The sequence below is a fragment of the Croceicoccus sp. genome (assembly GCF_983967925.1).
Genome location: NZ_CFETID010000014.1, coordinates 39,911 through 58,229, shown reverse-complemented (window position 1 = coordinate 58,229; position 18,319 = coordinate 39,911). Strand labels below are relative to the sequence as shown.

Sequence of the window (18,319 nt, the reverse complement as noted above, 5' to 3'; positions counted from 1 at the left end):
GAAACCTTGGTCCGTTGCTGCTAATGCAGGTCAGAACGTTCCTGATTGAGACAGGGTACACAAAATTGGGTTATTATTTGGTTAAGAGGCCGAAGAAACCCGAAGTTTTGTGCCGTTAACGAAACCTTCCCTTAAAAAGCAAAGAATTTCTTGCGCCACGACTTCGGGCAGCTTTACGCTGTTCGGGTCTTCGCCGGGAAATGCGCGGGCGCGCATCGCGGTGCGGGTCGCGCCCGGATCGACGATGGCGGTGGCGATTCGCGACACTTTCTCATTCTCCTGCGCATAGCAGGACAGCAGCGTGTCGAACGCGGCCTTGGACGCGCCATAGGCGCCCCAATAGGCGCGTGGGTTCGCCCCGACCGAGCTGGTGAGACCGATCACCTTGCCCGCTTCCGCCGCCTTGAGCATCGGGTGGAACGCGGCCAGCAGCGTCTGCGTCGCCAGCACGTTGACGGTCAGCGCCTGCGAGAACTGCTTGGCGTTGATGTCGGTGACCGACGTCAGCTCGGGCAGGATCGCGGCATTGATGATCAGCGCGTCGAGCTTGTCCCAGCGGCCCGAGACCGCCGCGGCCAGCCGCGCCACCGCATCGGGTTCGGCAAGGTCCAGCGGCGCGATGGTCGCGCTGCCGCCCGCCGCGTGGATCTTTTCCTCGACCGCTTCCAGCGCGCGGTCGTCGCGGGCGGTCAGCACGACATGCATGCCCGCCTCTGCCAGCGCCAGTGCGGTCGCCTCGCCAATGCCGCGCGATGCGCCGGTGACAAGTCCAAGCTGACCCGCAAGCGGGCGATTGTCGGTCTGTTCGCTCATGGGATCAGGCAACCTTTTCCGGCTTGCCGGGGGCAAGGTTCAGCTGCCCCGCATGGGTCTTTTCCGCCAGATCGGTCAGCCGCGTCGGATAGTCGCCGGTAAAGCAGGCGTCGCAATATTGCGGGCACTTGGGCTTGCGCTCCGCCTCTCCCACCGCGCGGTAGAGACCGTCGATCGACACGAAGGCAAGGCTGTCGGCCTGGATGAATTCGCGCATCGCGTCCATGTCCATGCGCGCGGCAAGCAGCTTGTTCCGCTCCGGCGTGTCGACGCCGTAGAAGCAGCTGTGCATCGTGGGCGGGCTGGCGATGCGCATATGCACCTCGGTCGCGCCGGCATCGCGCATCATCTGCACGATCTTGAGGCTGGTGGTGCCGCGCACGATCGAATCGTCGATCAGCACGATGCGCTTGCCCGCGACCAGCGCGCGATTCGCATTATGCTTGCGACTGACGCTGTTGGTGCGCGCGCCGTCCGACGGCTGGATGAAGGTGCGGCCCACATAATGCGAGCGGATGATGCCCAGCTCGAACGGCACGCCCGATTCCTGCGCATAGCCGATGGCGGCGGGCACGCCCGAATCGGGCACCGGGATGACGAGATCCACATCGGCGGGCGATTCGATGGCCAGCTGCTGCCCGATCGCCTTGCGCACCGAATAGACCGATTGCCCCGCCGAGATCGAATCGGGGCGCGAGAAATACACATGCTCGAAAATGCAGGGGCGCGAGGCGGTCTTGGTGAAGGGCCGGTGGCTGGTGGTCTTGCCGTCGAGGTCGACCTCGATCAGCTCGCCCGCCTCGACCTCGCGGTCGAACACCGCGCCCACGATGTCGAGCGCCACGGTCTCGGACGCGAACACCACCGCGCCCTTTCCGTCCTTTTCGGGGATATGCCCCATGACCAGCGGGCGGATGCCCAGCGGATCGCGGCAGGCGATCATGCCCGCAGGGGTCGAACAGATCAGCGAATAGGCGCCCTCCAGCATGCGCAGCGCATCGACGAACTTGTCGAGCAGCGTGGGATAGCGGCTGGTCGCGACGAGGTGGATGATCACCTCGGTATCGGCGGTGCCCTGAAAGATCGCGCCGCGCCGCACGAGATCACTTCGCAGGTGCATCGCGTTCGAGATATTGCCGTTATGCGCGATCGCGAACCCGCCCGAGGCAAGCTCGGCATAAAGCGGCTGCACGTTGCGCAGCCCGGTGCCGCCGGTGGTGGAGTAGCGCACGTGACCGCACGACATGGTGCCGGGCAGTTCGGCCATCGCCTCGCCCGTCCCGAAATTCTCGGCCACGTGGCCATTGCCGCGCAGCACGTGGAATTCCTGTCCGTCATAGGACACGATGCCCGCTGCTTCCTGTCCGCGATGCTGCAAGGCATGCAGGCCCAGCGCCGTGACGGCGGCCGCATCGCGCGCGCCGACGACGCCGAAGACGCCGCATTCCTCGCGCAGGGAATCCCCATCCTCGTCATGAAAGGGATGGTGGACGAAGTCCGTGGACGTCATGCCTTGAATGTTCCGCTGTATAGCCTGTGGCCCGAACCCGGCTGCCCTAACAGATGTGGGCGCCGTCGTCATGCGCGCCATTTGGAGATGTTTCGTTTCGATTACAACCTGAGTCTTTGTTCCGGCGGGTGAAGCCAGGCTTGCCGCAATCGGACGCCCTTTATTGGCACAGGAGCCTATTGCCACAGGGGCCTATTGCCACAGGGGCCTATTGCCACAGGGGCCTATTGCCACAGGGGCACGCGCATCCTAGTTCAGCTTCCTCTCATCCCGGCCCGTTCATGGGCGCTTTTTCCGATCCGCCCGTTCACTCCATCCGGAGCCGCCTTCTTGATACTTTCCCCCTTCGAATGGACGATTGCCAAGCGCTACATGCTGCCGGGCCGCGGCGAGGCGTTCATCGCCATGGTCGCGGGCATCAGCCTTGTGGCCGTGATGCTGGGCGTCGCCGCGCTGGTCATCGTGATGAGCGTGATGAACGGTTTTCGCGCAGAGCTGATGGACAAGATCGTCGGCCTGAACGGCCATGCCATCGTGCAGGGCTATGGCGGGCGGCTGCCGCAATGGCAGGACGTGCTGAAGGAAGTGCGCGAGACACCCGGCGTCGCCCGTGCCTCGCCGCTGATCGAACAGCCGCTGCTGGCCACCTTCAACGGGCGGGTCGAGGCGGTGCTGGTGCGCGGCAATCAGCCCGAGGATATACAGCGGCTGGCCGACAAGAACGTGCTGGGCAATCTGAACGCGCTGCAGCCCGGCGCGCAGACCGTGGCGATCGGATCGCGGCTGGCGCAGAACCTTGGCGCGCGCATTGGCGACACGATCACGATCATCAATCCACAGGGCCGCAGCACGCCCTTTGGCACCGTCCCGCGCGAGATCGGGTACGAGATCGCCGCCATTTTCGAGATCGGGATCTACGATTACGACCAGGCTTTCGTCGTCATGCCGATCGAGGATGCGCAGACCCTGCTGCTGGCCGGCGACCAGATCGGCATGATCGAGATCACGACCGAGGATCCCGACACGGTGGGCGAGACCTTGGCCCCCATTCGCGGGAAACTGCAGGGACAGGCCGTGGTGTCGGACTGGAAGACCATCAACTCCTCGCTGTTCGAGGCGCTGGCGGTGGAGCGCGTCGCCATGTTCGTGGTGCTGTCGATCATCGTGCTGGTGGCGGTGTTCAACATCCTGTCCAGCCTGATCATGCTGGTGCGCGCCAAGACGCGCGATATCGCGATCATGCGCACGATGGGCGCGACGCGCCGCTCGATCCTCAAGATATTCGTGACCGCGGGCTTCCTGATCGGCGCGCTGGGTACCGGCGCGGGGCTGGCGCTGGGCTTCATCGCGCTGGCGTTCCGGCAGGCGGTCGTGCGCGGGGTCGAGACGATGACGGGGCAGGAACTGTGGGATCCCTCGATCCGCTTTCTGACGACATTGCCCGCGCGGACCGATCCGGCAGAGGTCACGACCATCGTCATCATGGCGCTGGTGCTGTCGTTCCTCGCCACGCTTTACCCTGCCTTCAAGGCGGCCAGCACCGATCCGGTGCAGGTGCTTCGCTATGAGTGATCCCGTGACACAATCCCCCGGTGCACCTGTCGTCGTCCTGTCGAACCTGACCCGCAGCTTCACGCAGGGCGGCGTCACCATCGACGTGCTGCGCGGCGTGGACATGGAAATCATGCCGGGCGAGATCGTGGCGCTGCTGGGCCCGTCGGGTTCGGGCAAGTCGACCATGCTGCAGGCGGTCGGCCTGCTGGAAGGCGGCTTTGGCGGCGAGATCACGATCTGCGGGCGCTCCGCCGAAAAGTCGAACGGCGATGCGCGCACGGCTTTAAGGCGCGAGCATCTTGGGTTCGTCTATCAGTTCCATCACCTGCTGCCCGATTTCGACGCGCGCGAGAACGTAGTGCTGCCGCAGCTTGTCGCCGGGGTTCCACGCCCCGAGGCACGCGCGCGGGCCGAGGAGCTGCTGACCGCGCTGGGCCTTGGCGAGCGGCTGGATCACCGGCCCAGCCAGCTTTCGGGCGGCGAGCAGCAGCGCGTGGCCGTGGCCCGCGCGCTGGCGAACAAGCCGCAACTGGTGCTGGCGGACGAACCCACCGGCAATCTGGACGAGGCGACGAGCGACCGCGTGCTGGAGGAATTCCTGCGGCTGGTGCGCGGGCAGGGCAGTTCGGCGCTGGTCGCCACGCATAACGAGCGGCTGGCCGCCAAGATGGACCGCGTCGTCAGGCTGCACGAAGGCGTGCTTGCCTGACGCGCCCAATCCGCTGCCCGATCCCCCGGCCCAACGCCCCGCTGCGCGGAACGATCAGGGCCATTATGGCGTTTATTGGCTGAACCGCCCTTTGGCCCCCGCTCTGGACCCGGGGCCGACGGGACAGCCTTGCGAGAGAGACGATGAGTATGACCCGCCCCACCACTTTCCACGGAGAGTCCGACGTGCCCAATGGTATCGACTGGAACGACCACGCCTCGATCCATCGCCGCCCGGAAGGGAACAAGAGCGACATGTTCCGCGGCTTTCAGGTGATTCGCGACGGCACCTTCGCCGAAATGATCCGCTTCGTCGCCTCGATGCCTGAGGAAGAGCGCAAGGATCTCGTCATCCAGAAAGCCGGCGACCGGATGTTCGAACTGGGCGAGATCATGACCCTGTCGCGGCGCGAGGACATGCCGAAGGGCTGATTGTCCCCGGGGCCGGTTTTTCCCGGTCCTATCCACCATCCAGCGAGCCGCGGCCCTTGGCCCCGGCGCAGGCCATCGCCATAACTGGCGCATGGCCTCTTCGCGTCCGACTCTTGCCCGCTACATTCCGCTGCGCGTCCTTTCCAGCTATTCGATGCTGGAGGGCGCGATCGACCCCAAGAAGCTGGCCAAGCTGGCCAAGGATCGCGGCTTTCCCGCCATCGCGATCTGCGACCGCAACGGGCTTTACGGTTCGATCGCGTTCGCGGGCGCATGCAAGGATGTGGGCGTCCAGCCGATCATCGGCACGCTGCTGGGCGTGGCGCGGCCGGATTCGGAAAACCAGAACGGCGATCCGGCGGTCGACTGGCTCGCACTCTATGCGCAGGACGAGCAGGGCTATGACAATTTGTGCCATCTGGTGTCCAATGCGCATCTGGAACGCCCGCTGCATCTGGAACCGCATGTCACCTTGGCCGACCTCGCTGGCCGTACCGAGGGGCTGATCTGCCTGACCGGCGCGGGCGAGGGCGCGCTGGCCCGATTGTTCGCGCATGGACAGAACAGCGCCGCGAACCGCTATGCCGATGCGCTGGTCCCGCATTTTCCGGGCCGCCTCTATGTCGAGATCGCGCGCAGCGGCGCCACGAACGAGCGCGAGAGCGAAGAGGCGCTGATCGATCTTGCCTATGCGCGCGACCTGCCGCTGGTGGCGACCAATCCCGCCCTGTTCGACGAGGCTGGCTTCCATGCCGCGCATGACGCCATGCTGTGCATCGCCAACAGCACCCATATCGATACCGAGGACCGCCCCCGCGCGCCCCGCGACGCGTGGGTCAAGCCGTCCGAGCACATGGCGGAGCTGTTCGCCGACCTGCCCGAAGGCCTGACGAATTCGCTGGTGATCGCGCAGCGCTGCGCGGTCGCGCCGCCCTATCGCAAGCCGATCCTGCCCAGCCTTGCCGGTGATTTCGAGGGCGAGGCCAAGGCGCTGGCCGAGGATGCGCGCGCCGGTCTGGCGAAGCGGCTGGAGGCGTACGACGACCTCACCGACGAGCAGCGCCGCGAATATGAGGAACGTCTGGAGTTCGAGATCGGGATCATCACCCAGATGGGCTTTCCCGGCTATTTCCTGATCGTTGCCGACTTCATCAAATGGGCCAAGGACAATGGCATTCCGGTCGGGCCGGGGCGCGGTTCGGGCGCGGGCAGCGCGGTCGCGTGGGCGCTGACCATCACCGACCTCGATCCGTTGCGGCTGGGGCTGCTGTTCGAACGCTTCCTCAATCCCGAACGCGTGTCGATGCCCGACTTCGACATCGACTTCTGCGAAACCCGGCGCGGCGAGGTGATCCGCTATGTGCAGGCGAAATACGGCCACGACCACGTCGCGCAGATCATCACTTTCGGCAAGCTGAAGGCCCGCGCGGTGCTGCGCGACTGCGGGCGCATCCTGCAGATGCCTTACGGGCAGGTCGACCGGCTGACCAAGATGGTGCCCAACCATCCCACCGACCCGTGGACGCTGAAGCGCACGATGGACGGGGCGGCGGATTTCCACGGCGAATACAAGCGCGACGGCGATGTGAAGCGGCTGGTGGATCTGGCCATGCAGCTGGAGGGCCTGCCGCGCAATTCCTCGACCCACGCGGCGGGCGTGGTGATCGGCGACCGGCCCTTGTCGCAGCTGGTTCCGCTTTACCGCGATCCGCGGTCGGACATGCCGGTGACGCAGTTCGACATGAAGCATGTCGAGACGAGCGGGCTGGTGAAGTTCGACTTCCTCGGCCTGAAAACTCTGTCGGTGCTGCGCAAGGCGGTCGATCTTCTGGGGCGGCGCGGGATTTCGGTCGATCTCGACGGGTTGGCGTGGGACGACAAGGGCGTGTTCGACCTGCTCAAGCGGGGCGATACGGTCGGCGTGTTCCAGCTGGAATCGGAAGGCATGCGCCGCACGCTGTCCGCCGTGAAGCCGACCAAGTTCGAGGATATCATCGCCCTCGTCTCGCTCTATCGTCCCGGCCCGATGGACAACATCCCGCTGTTCGGCCAGCGCAAGAACGGCCTTGCCGAGATCGAATATCCGCATCCCAAGCTGGAAGGCATCCTGGCCGAGACCTACGGCATCTTCGTCTATCAGGAACAGGTGATGCAGGCCGCGCAGATCCTGGCGGGATATTCGCTTGGCGATGCCGACCTTCTGCGCCGCGCGATGGGCAAGAAGGTGCAGGCCGAGATGGACCAGCAGCGCTGCCGCTTCGTCGAGGGCTGCAAGGCGGTGTCGGATATCGACGCGAAGAAGGCGAACGAGCTGTTCGACTTGATCGACAAGTTCGCGGGCTATGGCTTCAACAAGTCGCACGCCGCCGCCTATGCGCTGCTTGCCTATCAAACCGCGTGGCTGAAGGCGCACTATCCGCATGAATTCTATGCCGCTGCGATGTGCTTCGACATGCATCAGTCGGAGAAATTGTCGATCTTCGTCGACGACATGCGCCGCGCCGGCATTGCGCTGGCCGGTCCGTGCATCAACCATAGCGAGGCGGAATATACGGTCGAGCCGACCGAGGAGGGCCATCAGGTCCGCTATGCGCTGGCGGGGCTGCGCAATGTCGGCGAAAAGGCGATGGACGCCATCGTCGCGGAGCGCGAGGCAAGGGGCCGGTTCGAGAGCCTGAAGGATCTGTTCGAGCGCCTGCCCGCCGGATCGATGAACCGCCGCCAGTTGGAGGCGCTGGCCGCTGCCGGTGCGCTGGATGCGCTGGAGCCCAATCGCGCGAAAATCACCGCCAATGCCGAACTGCTGCTGGCCGTCACCGATGCCGCGGTGCGCGAAAAGGCGAGCGGGCAGGCCGCCTTGTTCGGCGGCGAGGACCATGCGCAGGCGGATTTGCGCCTGTCCGACTGCGACCCATGGCCGCGCAAGGAGCAGATGGAGAAGGAGCGCGAGAACTTCGGCTTCTATTTTGCCGCCCATCCCGTCTCGCAATGGCGCGCGGTCACCAGCGCAAACGGCGCGCGCAGCCACGCCAGCCTGATCGAGGGCGGCGTCGCCGAAACGCCCGCTGAACCGCAGAAGGGCCAGCGGGGAGCCAGTAGATCCAGCGCTGTCATGGCTGCGCTGGTCGAGAGCGTGAACAAGCGCAAGACCAAGCGCGGCAACGACTTCGTGGCGGCAGAATTTTCCGATCAGACCGGCAATTTTTCCGCCAGCTGTTTCGAGGAAACGCTGGTCGAGCCGTTCCAGAAATGGGCGGCGGCGGGCGAATGCGTGCTGCTCAATGTCGAGCTCGACCGCCCCAATCCGGAAGAGCCGCCCCGCATCACCGTGCGCGGCGCGCGTCCCCTGTCGGAAGTGACCGGCAGCGCGCGCATGGAATTGACGCTGACCGTGGCGAGCGAGGCGGCGCTGCCCGAACTGGCGCTGGCGCTGCCCGCCGAACCGCGCGCCAATGGCGAGGTGGTGGCGACGCTGCTGCTGGGCGAGGGGCGGCATGCGCGCGTGCTGCTGGGCCGCAATTTCGCGCTGGACGGTGAACTGACCGATCGCATCAGCGAGATTGCGGGCGTGTCCAATGTCGCCCTGAAGGCGCGCGCGGTGCCGCAGATGAAGCTGGTCGCCTGACGCCGGACGGCGGAGGCTGAAAAATCTTGTCGCACATGCAACAAGCCTCTTGATCGCGTCGGTCCTTCGATCTAACGGCGATGATATGTTATATCATGCACGAAACGCCCGCCGCCTTTCTCTTCTTGTCGGTGCCGCCGCATGGCTGATGCCGCTGGCCGCGCAGGCCCAGCAGGCCGAGACTCCGCCGCCGCCCCCTGCCGATACCGATGCCGATGCAGGCGCCGACAGGGACGACGATTTCCACGGCCCCGATATCGTCGTCACTGGTGGCGGCGTGGGCAGGCTGGACGTGCTGGCGGGCACCTCGGTCGTCAGCGGGGTCGAGCTTCAGCGCGAGATGGCGGGCCAGATCGGCGACGTGCTTGCCAATCTGCCCGGCGTGTCGGCGACCGGCTTCGCCCCCGGCGCCTCGCGCCCAGTGCTGCGCGGCTTTCAGGGAGAGCGCGTGCGCGTCCTCACCGACGGGATCGGCGCGATCGACGCGTCGAACACCTCGGCCGATCACGCGGTCACCATCGACCCGCTGATCGCCGACCGGATCGAGGTGCTGCGCGGCCCCGCCAGCCTGCTCTACGGCAGCTCGGCCATCGGCGGCGCGGTCAATGTCATCGACCGCCGCATCCCGCTGCGCATTCCGGACGAGCCGGTGCATGTCGACGGCACCGCCGCCACCGACACCGCGTCCGACCTGCGCCAGATCGGCGCATCGATCGACGCGCCGCTGGGCCGGGAATTCGTTGTCCATGTCGACGGATCGTGGCGCAAGACCAATGACCTCGAGGTTCCGGGCTATGCCCTCAGCGACGGCCTGCGCGCCGAATTGCTGGCCGAAGCCGCCGAACATGCGGACGAGCCCGAGGAAGCCGAGGAGCTGATCGAGGCCGCCAATGTGCGCGGCATCGTCGAGAATTCGGATACCGAGACATGGTCGGCGGGTGCCGGCGTGTCGTGGATCGGCGAGCGGGCGACGCTCGGCGTGTCGGTCGGCCTCTACGACACATTCTACGGCGTGCCGCTGCGCCCCGGCGCGGGCCACGCGCACGAGGAAGGGGGCGAGGACCACGGCGACGAAGATCATGATGAAGATCACGGCCATGAAGAGGAAGGCCACGACCACGAGACCGTCGACATCGACATGCGCCAGTGGCGCGCCGATCTGCGCGGGTCGCTGTCCTTCGATGACGGCCCCTTCGCCGAGGTCAGGACCCGCTGGGGCGTGACCAATTACACCCACACCGAGCTGGAAAGCGGCGAGACCGGCACGGTGTTCGACGTCAATGGCATCGAAGGCCGCGTCGAACTGGTCCAGCGCGGCGGCCTGCTGGGCGCGAATGGTGGCGGCTCGCTGGGCGCGCAATATTATCGCCGCGAACTCGACGCGGTGGGTGCGGAGGCCTTCGTGCCGCCCAATACCACCAGCCAGTTCGCGCTGTTCACGCTGCAGGAACTCGATCTCGACGCGGTGACGCTGGAACTGGCGGGACGCTACGAACACTCCGATCAGTCCGCCGACGGCTATGCCTCGCGCAATTTCGACAGCTTCTCGGGCGCGATCGGCGTCTGGCACGAGACCGCGAGCGGACTGCGCTTCGGCCTCAACGGCAGCCGCGTCGAGCGCGCGCCCGCGGGCGAGGAGCTTTATGCCGATGGCCCGCATCCTGCGACCCAGCAGTTCGAAATCGGCGACCCGTTCCTGGACACCGAAAAGGCGCTGGGGATCGAGGCCTATGTGCGCGGCGCTTTCGGCCCCGCGACCTTCGCGCTGACCGGCTTTGCCACAAAGTTCGACGATTACATCTATCTGGCCGCCACCGGCGAGGAAGAGGACGACCTCCCCGTCTTCCAGCAGCTTCAGGAGGATGCGGACTATATCGGCTTCGAGGCCGAGACCGCCTTCCCGCTCGTCAGGCTGGGCGGGGTGACCATCGGCAACGAGATTTCGGCCAGCTATGTCCGCGCGGAACTGGACGACGGTTCGCCCGTGCCGCTGATCCCGCCGCTTTCGGCGCGCTATGCGCTGACGGCGCAGACGCGCCAGCTGGAAGGGCGCGTCGAGGTCGGCCTGTTCGACGATCAGGACCGCACCGCCGAATATGAGACGAAGACCGACGGCTTCACGATGGTCGATGCCTCGCTGGCGTGGAAGCCGTGGCGCGGCAATCGCAACCTGACGGTGATTGCGCAGGTCGACAATATCTTCGACGTCGACGCGCGCCGCCATTCCAGCGTGACCAAGGATTTCGTGCCGATGGCGGGCCGCAATTTCCGCCTGAGCGCGCGGATCAGCCTCTAACGCATCGCTTCGCCTTTGACAGCCGCCCGCCCGCGCGGCAGCCTTCGTCCATGTGCAATCTCTATCGCATGACGAAAGCCGCCGACGAGGTGGCGCGGCTGTTCGGCGTGGACGCGCCCGCGGGCACCAACGTTGGCGAGGAGGTGTTTCCCGGCTATCCCGGACTGGTGCTGGACGCAGCAGGCCTGCGCAGCATGGTCTGGGGTTTTCCGCTGTCGCTGAAGGGCAAGTCGGGCCGGATGCTGAAACCAAAACCCGTCAATAATGCGCGCTGTGACCGGCTGGACAGCTTCATGTGGCGTTACAGCTTTGCCGAACGGCGCTGCCTGATCCCGATGACCGCTTTTGCCGAGGCGGAGGGGCCGAAAGGCGCCAAGACGCGCAGCTGGTTCAGCCTGCCCGATCAGCCCGTCTTCACCGCGGCAGGCATCTGGCGGCAGAGCGACGAGTGGGGCGCGGTCTATTCGATGGTGATGACCGATGCGGCGCCCGTTTGTGCTGATCTGCACGATCGCTCGCCGGTGCTGATCGATCCCGGCCAGCGCGATCTGTGGATGCGGGGTTCGCCGGAAGAGGCGCTGTCTTTATGCACTCCCTATGCCGGGCCGATGCAGGTCGACCGCACCGCCGAGCCATGGGTGCAGCGGGCGGCGGCGAGCTAGAACAGCGCCAGTTGCCCGTCGCGCGAAGGCGGGCGAAAATTGCTGCAATCGAGCGCGGGTTTCCGCTGCGGGATCGCGCTGCGCTTCAAGGCCAGCCGAAAGCGGGATTGCAGCATGTCGGCCCACGCGCCCTTTGGCCTGAACCGTTCGTGGAAGCGATGCTCGTTATCGCGGCCGCCGCGCATCTCCTGCACCAGCGCCATCACCTTGGCCGCACGGTCGGGGTAATGCACGTCCAGCCATTCGCGGAACAGCGGCGCGACCTCGTGCGGTAGGCGCATCATGATCCAGCCCGCGCTGTTCACCCGCGCCTCGGCCAGCCGGGCCACGGTGCGTTCGATGAACTCGTCGGTGATCGCGGGGACGACGGGCGCGATCATGCCATGCGTCGGCACGCCCGCCTCGGCCAGCCTTGCCAGCGCGGCCAGCCGCTTTTCGGGCGAAGGCGCGCGCGGTTCCAGCGTCTGCGACAACCGCGCGTCGAGGCTGGTGACCGAAATCCCGACCGCGACCAGCCGGTGCCGCGCCATTTCCGCCAGCAGGTCCAGATCGTGCAGCAGCCGGTCGGACTTGGTGGTGATGGTGACGGGGTGCCGGACCTCAAGGCATAGCTCGAGGATGGCACGCGTAATGCGATAGCGCCCCTCGATCGGCTGATAGGGATCTGTGTTGGTCCCCATCGCGATGGGGCGCGGCGCATAGCCGGGTTTCGCCAGCGTCTTGCGCAGCAATTCGGCGGCATCGGGCTTGGCGAACAGCTTGGTCTCGAAATCGAGGCCGGGGGACAGATCGTGATAGGCATGGGTCGGGCGCGCGAAGCAATAGATGCAGCCATGCTCGCACCCGCGATAGGCGTTGATCGAGCGGTCGAAGCCGATGTCGGGCGAGGTGTTGAACGTCAGGATCGAGCGGGGATGCTCATCGGTCACAATTGTCCGCCGCCGGCCCGCCGCGCCGTCGATGGTCTCGACCTCGTCCAGCCAGTCGCCGTCCGCCAGCCGCTCGGCCAGGCCGAAGCGCTGCGGCACCGCATTGCTGGGCGCGCCGCGGCCTCGCTGGGCCTCGTGATGCGCGGGATTAGGGCGACTCGGCATGGCCGCAAATTACTCGGCGGCAAAGAACAAAACAAGAACTTATAGCTTTGTTCACGCTACCCGATTATCGCCGCGGCATGGGAACCCACGGACCTTTTTTATATCGGGTGGACGAGAACCTAGTCGTCGAAGCGATGCGGCGACACATGATCCGGCGCATGACGAGCGGGCTGATCGGCAAGCTGATCGTCGCAGTGCTTGTCCTGCTGGTCCTTCTGATCGTGCTCGACCTTGTTGCCTATGGCCGCCTGTCAGGGATTGCGCTTGTGTTCGTCATGGCGGTTCCGGCGATCCTTGCGATCAACCATATCTGGCTGGTGCCCAATCTGGGACGCCGCCAGCACCGGCAGAGCGCCGCGCTGCGCCTGCCATCGCACATCGCTTGGGATGCAGAAGGCGTTCTCTTCACATCGGAGAGGGGTGAAGCGCGCGTGCCTTTCGCCGATTTCTACCGCTGGGACGAAACGCCCGGCACCGTGCTGCTCTACCAGACCGAGATGTTCTTCAACCTCGTCCCCAAGGCCGCTCTGGAAGGAGAGGCGCCGGATCTGATCGCAAGGCTTCAGGCCGCGGGCGTCAAACGCAACTAGCGTTCTTTCAGGCGCGGCATCAGCTCGACGAAATTGCAGGGCCGGTTCCGGCTGTCGAGCTGTTCGGCCAATATGCCGTCCCAGCCGTCCTTCACCGCCCCGTTCGATCCCGGCAGCGCGAAGATATAGGTGCCCCGTGCCACCACCGCGCAGGCGCGCGACTGCACCGTGCTGGTGCCGATGGTCTTCAGCGACAGATAGCGGAACAGCTCGCCAAAGCCCGGGATGTCGCGGGTCTTGACCCTCTCCAGCGCCTCGGGCGTGACGTCGCGGCCGGTCAGGCCGGTGCCGCCCGTCGTGACGACCGCGTCGATATTCTCATCCTCGATCCAGCGGTGCAGTTCGGCGGTGATCAGTTCGGCATCGTCGCGGATGATCGCGCGGTCGGCCAGTATGTGCCCAGCCGCCGCAATGCGGCCCGCCAATATGTCGCCGCTGGTGTCGTCCTCGCGCGTGCGCGTGTCCGACACGGTCAGCAGCGCGATATTGATTGGCTTGAAGACGCGCGTTTCGTCGATCGCCATGTCCGCCGCTCAGCCCCCGCTGCGCACGATGGGCGAGGTGACTTCCTTGCCGTGCATCGCCACTGCATCGCTGCCCTCGACACCCGGAAAGCGCGGCCACAGGTTCTGGGCATAGGCCTCGCGCGCATCGGAATCGCGGCCCATCTGGCGCTGGTACATCCAGTAATTGGTCGTCACGATCGCGACATAGGCGCGCGTTTCCCAATAGGGGATCGATTCCATCCACAGCAGCGGATCGCCCTGCGCGTTGATCTCGCTGTTCCAGCGCTGCACCGGCGACAGCCCCGCGTTATAGGCGGCCATGATCTTGGGCAGCAGGCCCTGCGTGCCGCTGGAATCGCGCAGCATTTCCAGATGGCGCTGCCCATAGCTCATATTGGTGGGCGGATCCTGCAGTGCCGAGGTGCTCTGTCCAAGGCCCAGCCCCGCATGGTGGCGCGCGGTGATCGGCATGATCTGCATCAGCCCGACCGCGCCCGCCGGACTGACGGCTTCGGGCTGGAAACGCGATTCCTGCAGCGTGTGCGCGAAGGCGAGCGCCGGATCGACGCGCCAGCCGTCGACCGGCTGCCAGCGCGTCAGCGGATAGCGCGTGGCGGAATCGGGCTTGGTCCCCGGCGGCGCGTTATAGGCCATCGCCAGCTGCGTGCCGGGAAGGCCCAGCGTGCGGGCCAGCCGCGCCAGAGGCTGATATTGCTGCGGGCTGCCGATCTGTGCCTGATGGCGCAGCACTTCGTCAGCCAGCCCCTCGCGCCCGATCTCGGTCAGGGCGACGGCGGTGCGAATGTTGGGATTGCCGGCCAGCGCGTTCCAGTCGCCCCGGTCGAAACCGGTGCCCGACTGGATCGGCGGCAGGCGCATGCCCAGTTGCTCGGCGGCCAGCATGCCGTACAGCGTTTCGGAATAGCCCGCCGCGCGGCGCAGCGCGGGGGCGGCTTCCTCCGGCTGGCGGCAGCGGGTGAAGCTGCGCGCGGCCCAGTAATGCGCGGCGGCGCGCAATTCCTGATTGTCCGCGGTCTGCGCGGCGCGGGTGAATCCGTCCGCCGCCATCTCGCAATTGCTCAGCCGCCATGCGGCCAGCCCCGCGACCCACCAGCCTTCGGCCACCCATGGGCCGGTGCCGCCATTGGCGACATTGCGCGCAAGGTTCAGCGCGTTGTTGTCGTCGTTCTCGATGTAATAGGACCACGCCACGCGCTGCCGCCATTCGGCTCGCGCGCTGCTGGAAAGGCCCGCATCCACGCCGTCGAGCAGAATGCGCGCGCCGCCGGGATCGTCATTGGTGATCCGCTCCAGAATGGCGCTGGCGATGCTCTCGGGCATCGACCCGTCGCCCACCGAACGCGGGCGCGTGCGCTTTTCGGGCGCGCGGATCGACACGAGCCGCTGCGTGCTGGGCAGGCTGGGCGCGCTTTCGAGGCCGCGCTTCAGCGCCAGCCGCCCGATCTGGCCCGCCTGCGGCAAATCCGTGCCGCGCGACAGCCATGCGTTCAGCGCGGGCAGCTCGATCTTGGGCGAGGTGGGCGCAAGATAATATTCGGCCAGCGCCAGCTGCGTCAGCATGCCGTCGGGCTTTTGCGCCAGCATGTAATCGACCTGCGCCCAGTTCTCCGCATCGATCTGGCGGAACACCTCGGCATAAAAGGCGCGGTCCTCGTCGCTGAGTTGCGCGGGGATATGGGCCGACTGCTCGACCGCGGCGACGGCATTCGCGACATTGGCCGCCGCGGGGGCGGTGCCCAGCGCGGCCAGCGCCAGAAAAGAGATAAGGGGCCCGGCCAGACGCCGGGACAAAACTGCAGCCATGGATCAGCGATTCCTTCTTGCCTGTTCCAGCCAGCGCAAAGACCGGGTGCTTTCCCGCGCCCGAGGGTAAAAAGCGTTGCTCAACAAAGGGTGAATCCGCCGCGCGGTTTCGTCAATACGGGCAAGAGAGCGATAGCCAGCGTCGCCACCAAAGCGCCTTTGCCTGCGGTCTGCCGCGCATGACCGCCAGTGGATAACTTGCCAGCACCGGGATTTCCCGCGCTTCTCCGCCGGTTTCGATGCGGATAGCGCCCTGCGCGGATGCCGCGTCGAATCGCTCCGGCGCGAGGATCGTGACCAGTTCGCCGCCGAGAATCGCCAGCATCTGCGGCGCGGTCAATGCGATGTGATGCCTTAATAATGCGCCGAGTTCCGCCTGATGCAGGCTGCGCCAGTCGGCGGCGGGGGTGTGGCGCGGCAAGGCGGAGGCCAGATAGCAGTCTTTGCGTTCCAGCCCCATCGCCGCCAGCATCGCGTCCAGCAGCCGCCCGTCCTCGCCCGACAGCAGGGCATCGCCGTCGTCCTCGGCCGGATCGGCGACAAGGATCATCAGCCTTGCGCCCGCTTCGCCTACCGGGGCCACGCGGCCCGCGGGGGCGCCCGCATCCACCATCGGCTCGGTCATCCACCAGTCGCGAAACGCGGGGAGCGTGGTGGGCCAGCGATCCGAAGGGCCGCCGATCGCGGGCGCTGCGGCAGGGGCGGCTTGGGCCGGACGCGGGCGGGGGGCGTCTGCCTCGCGCTCGGGCGCTTCGGGCGGGGGCGCGGCTTCGGCGATCCAGTCGCGCGGATCGTCATCGAACGACAGGTCCACGCCCGCATCTGCCCAGAACGCGGACCAGCTTTCGACCAGTGCCGAATTGTCGCTGCGATCAGCCCCGGGATCGTTGAAAGTGGTCACATTGCTGCCCGAATGGGAATCCGATTTTTCGCCCCCACCCTTGACCACGCGGCGTTCTGCAATCAAGTCCAATCGCGAGCGTAGAATAACCGGTCTGTCATTGCGCCGACAGATTTCGTGAGAGAGCCGAAGAGGGAGCCTGCCATGTCCGAACGCGAATCCATGCCCTATGATGTCGTCATTGTCGGTGGCGGGGTGGCGGGCCTTGCAGCGGCGATCCGGCTGAAACAGGTGAACGAGGCGCTGGAGGTCTGCGTCCTTGAAAAGGGATCCGAGATCGGCGCGCATATCCTGTCGGGCGCGGTGGTCGATCCGCGCGCGCTGGACGAGCTGCTGCCCGACTGGCGCGACGACGGCTGCCCGCTGGCCGAAACGCCGGTCACGGACAACCTCCACTGGGTGCTGACGCGCACCGGCAAATATTCCATGCCCGAGATCATGCTGCCCCCGTTCATGTCGAACGACGGCAATTATACCGGCAGCCTTGGCAATCTGTGCCGCTGGCTGGCCGAAAAGGCCGAGGGGATGGGGGTCGAGATCTTCCCCGGCTTCCCCGCGGCCGAGATCCTGTGGAACGACGACGGTTCGGTGAAGGGCGTCGCCACCGGCGACATGGGCGTCGCCGCCGATGGCAGCCACAAGGCGGATTACCAGCCCGGCATGGAACTGCACGGCAAGTACACTTTGTTCGCCGAGGGTGCGCGCGGGTCGCTGACCAAGATGCTGAAGTCGCGCTTTGACCTCGAAGCGAATTGCGAGCCGCAGACCTATGGTCTGGGCATGAAGGAATTGTGGGACATCGATCCCAAGAACTACGATCCGGGCTGCGTCATCCACACGCAGGGCTGGCCGCTGTCCGAGAACGAGGCATGGGGCGGGGGCTTCCTCTACCATCAGGCGAACGGGCAGGTGGCGCTGGGCTTCGTCGTCGCGCTCGATTACGCGAATCCCTATCTCTATCCGTTCGAGGAATTCCAGCGCTGGAAGCAGCACCCCGAGATCCGCAAGATCCTGGAAGGCGGCAAGCGCGTGTCCTATGGCGCGCGCGTGATTAACGAGGGCGGCTGGCAATCGGTGCCAAAGCTGACCTTCCCCGGCGGCGCGCTGATCGGCTGCGCGGCGGGCTTCGTCAACGTGCCGCGCATCAAGGGCAGCCACACCGCGATGAAATCGGGGATGCTGGCGGCCGAAAGCGTTGCCGCCGCCATCGCCGCCGAGCGCGCGGGCGACGAGGTGCTGGATTACGAGACGACCCTGCGGTCAAGCTGGATCGCGGAAGAACTGAAGAAGGTGAAGAACGCCGAGCCCGCCGTCGCCAAGTTCGGCAGCGCGCTGGGTACGGTGCTGGCCGGTGCCGACATGTGGATGCGCACGTTCAAGATCGGCCTGCCCGTCACGATGAAGCACGGCCGCGACTGCGACAAGCTGATGCGCGCGGACCTGTTCAAGCCGATCGACTATCCCAAGCCCGACGGAGTGATCAGCTTCGACCGGCTGTCGTCCGTGTTCCTGTCGAACACCAATCACGAGGAAGACCAGCCCTGCCATCTTCAGCTCAAGGACAAGGAGGTCCCGCTGAAGATCAACCTGCCGGTCTTCGCCGGGCCGTCGGCGCGGTACTGCCCGGCGGGCGTCTATGAATTCGTCGGCGTGGAAGAGGGCGATCCCAAATTCGTGATCAACGCGCAGAACTGCGTCCACTGCAAGACCTGCGACATCAAGGACCCGACCCAGAACATCAACTGGGTCACTCCCGAGGGCGGCGGCGGACCCAACTATCCGAACATGTAGGGCGCGACCGACC

14 protein-coding genes are annotated in these 18,319 nt (G+C 66.0%); 8 read left to right on the top strand and 6 right to left on the bottom strand.

The genetic code is table 11. From position 1 onward, the window contains the following. Positions 1-81 precede the first annotated feature (81 nt). Both AC4FIJ_RS09645 and purF read right to left on the bottom strand, forming a co-directional pair. On the bottom strand, positions 82-813 hold the full coding sequence (locus AC4FIJ_RS09645; protein WP_490336508.1) for an SDR family NAD(P)-dependent oxidoreductase: 732 nt from the start codon (positions 811-813) through the stop codon (positions 82-84). 4 nt (positions 814-817) lie between these two features. After that, a complete protein-coding gene (gene purF, locus AC4FIJ_RS09640; RefSeq protein ID WP_490336507.1) occupies positions 818-2,323 on the bottom strand; it encodes an amidophosphoribosyltransferase in 1,506 nt (501 codons plus the stop codon). Between the two features lie 330 nt (positions 2,324-2,653). On the opposite strand from purF, the gene AC4FIJ_RS09635 reads away from it, so the two are divergent. The 6 genes from AC4FIJ_RS09635 to AC4FIJ_RS09610 all read left to right on the top strand — a co-directional run bounded on the left by AC4FIJ_RS09635 (position 2,654) and on the right by AC4FIJ_RS09610 (position 11,600). Then, positions 2,654-3,895 carry a lipoprotein-releasing ABC transporter permease subunit gene (locus AC4FIJ_RS09635; RefSeq protein WP_490336506.1) on the top strand — a complete coding sequence of 414 codons (1,242 nt, stop codon included), beginning with the start codon at positions 2,654-2,656 and terminating at the stop codon, positions 3,893-3,895. Continuing rightward, on the top strand, positions 3,888-4,586 hold the full coding sequence (locus tag AC4FIJ_RS09630; protein WP_490336505.1) for an ABC transporter ATP-binding protein: 699 nt from the start codon (positions 3,888-3,890) through the stop codon (positions 4,584-4,586). Before AC4FIJ_RS09635 ends, AC4FIJ_RS09630 begins: the two co-directional genes overlap by 8 nt. Positions 4,587-4,729: 143 nt before the next feature. Next, the gene (locus AC4FIJ_RS09625) at positions 4,730-5,017 is read left to right on the top strand and encodes a hypothetical protein (RefSeq protein ID WP_490336504.1); all 288 of its coding nucleotides are present in this window, start codon (positions 4,730-4,732) and stop codon (positions 5,015-5,017) included. A 91-nt stretch (positions 5,018-5,108) separates the two neighbouring features. After that, on the top strand, positions 5,109-8,642 hold the full coding sequence (dnaE, locus tag AC4FIJ_RS09620; protein ID WP_490336503.1) for a DNA polymerase III subunit alpha: 3,534 nt from the start codon (positions 5,109-5,111) through the stop codon (positions 8,640-8,642). Between the two features lie 85 nt (positions 8,643-8,727). Further along, a complete protein-coding gene (locus AC4FIJ_RS09615) occupies positions 8,728-10,938 on the top strand; it encodes a TonB-dependent receptor (RefSeq protein WP_490336502.1) in 2,211 nt (736 codons plus the stop codon). Positions 10,939-10,988: 50 nt separating this feature from the next. Further along, the gene (locus tag AC4FIJ_RS09610) at positions 10,989-11,600 is read left to right on the top strand and encodes an SOS response-associated peptidase (RefSeq protein WP_490336501.1); all 612 of its coding nucleotides are present in this window, start codon (positions 10,989-10,991) and stop codon (positions 11,598-11,600) included. Here the strand turns inward: AC4FIJ_RS09610 and AC4FIJ_RS09605 are convergent. Next, positions 11,597-12,694, bottom strand: coding sequence for a PA0069 family radical SAM protein (locus tag AC4FIJ_RS09605; protein WP_490336500.1), 1,098 nt, complete (start codon positions 12,692-12,694; stop codon positions 11,597-11,599). The genes AC4FIJ_RS09610 and AC4FIJ_RS09605 overlap by 4 nt on opposite strands. 158 nt (positions 12,695-12,852) lie before the next feature. Between AC4FIJ_RS09605 and AC4FIJ_RS09600 the strand changes: the two genes are divergently transcribed. After that, positions 12,853-13,284 carry a YcxB family protein gene (locus AC4FIJ_RS09600; RefSeq protein WP_490336499.1) on the top strand — a complete coding sequence of 144 codons (432 nt, stop codon included), beginning with the start codon at positions 12,853-12,855 and terminating at the stop codon, positions 13,282-13,284. Here AC4FIJ_RS09600 and moaB read toward each other — a convergent pair. From moaB to AC4FIJ_RS09585, 3 genes are all read right to left on the bottom strand, one after another. Then, a complete protein-coding gene (gene moaB / locus AC4FIJ_RS09595; protein WP_490336498.1) occupies positions 13,281-13,808 on the bottom strand; it encodes a molybdenum cofactor biosynthesis protein B in 528 nt (175 codons plus the stop codon). The two genes, AC4FIJ_RS09600 and moaB, sit on opposite strands and share 4 nt — an antisense overlap. A 9-nt stretch (positions 13,809-13,817) precedes the next feature. Next, positions 13,818-15,614, bottom strand: coding sequence for a lytic transglycosylase domain-containing protein (locus AC4FIJ_RS09590; RefSeq protein WP_490336497.1), 1,797 nt, complete (start codon positions 15,612-15,614; stop codon positions 13,818-13,820). A gap of 112 nt (positions 15,615-15,726) precedes the next feature. Further along, positions 15,727-16,581, bottom strand: coding sequence for a uracil-DNA glycosylase family protein (locus AC4FIJ_RS09585; RefSeq protein ID WP_490336496.1), 855 nt, complete (start codon positions 16,579-16,581; stop codon positions 15,727-15,729). A gap of 78 nt (positions 16,582-16,659) precedes the next feature. Here AC4FIJ_RS09585 and AC4FIJ_RS09580 point away from each other — a divergent pair, with 78 nt between their 5' ends. Then, entirely contained in the window at positions 16,660-18,306 is a 1,647-nt protein-coding gene (locus AC4FIJ_RS09580; protein WP_490336495.1) for an electron transfer flavoprotein-ubiquinone oxidoreductase, read from the top strand. Positions 18,307-18,319: the final 13 nt, after the last annotated feature.

Bases quoted from the DNA above. Each gene is read 5' to 3' on its own strand.
- AC4FIJ_RS09645 (WP_490336508.1), bottom strand. From the start codon at position 813: ATGAGCGAACAGACCGACAATCGCCCGCTTGCGGGTCAGCTTGGACTT.
- purF (WP_490336507.1), bottom strand. From the start codon at position 2,323: ATGACGTCCACGGACTTCGTCCACCATCCCTTTCATGACGAGGATGGG.
- AC4FIJ_RS09630 (WP_490336505.1), top strand. From the start codon at position 3,888: ATGAGTGATCCCGTGACACAATCCCCCGGTGCACCTGTCGTCGTCCTG.
- AC4FIJ_RS09625 (WP_490336504.1), top strand. From the start codon at position 4,730: ATGAGTATGACCCGCCCCACCACTTTCCACGGAGAGTCCGACGTGCCC.
- dnaE (WP_490336503.1), top strand. From the start codon at position 5,109: ATGGCCTCTTCGCGTCCGACTCTTGCCCGCTACATTCCGCTGCGCGTC.
- AC4FIJ_RS09615 (WP_490336502.1), top strand. From the start codon at position 8,728: ATGTTATATCATGCACGAAACGCCCGCCGCCTTTCTCTTCTTGTCGGT.
- AC4FIJ_RS09610 (WP_490336501.1), top strand. From the start codon at position 10,989: ATGTGCAATCTCTATCGCATGACGAAAGCCGCCGACGAGGTGGCGCGG.
- AC4FIJ_RS09605 (WP_490336500.1), bottom strand. From the start codon at position 12,694: ATGCCGAGTCGCCCTAATCCCGCGCATCACGAGGCCCAGCGAGGCCGC.
- AC4FIJ_RS09600 (WP_490336499.1), top strand. From the start codon at position 12,853: ATGACGAGCGGGCTGATCGGCAAGCTGATCGTCGCAGTGCTTGTCCTG.
- moaB (WP_490336498.1), bottom strand. From the start codon at position 13,808: ATGGCGATCGACGAAACGCGCGTCTTCAAGCCAATCAATATCGCGCTG.
- AC4FIJ_RS09590 (WP_490336497.1), bottom strand. From the start codon at position 15,614: ATGGCTGCAGTTTTGTCCCGGCGTCTGGCCGGGCCCCTTATCTCTTTT.
- AC4FIJ_RS09580 (WP_490336495.1), top strand. From the start codon at position 16,660: ATGTCCGAACGCGAATCCATGCCCTATGATGTCGTCATTGTCGGTGGC.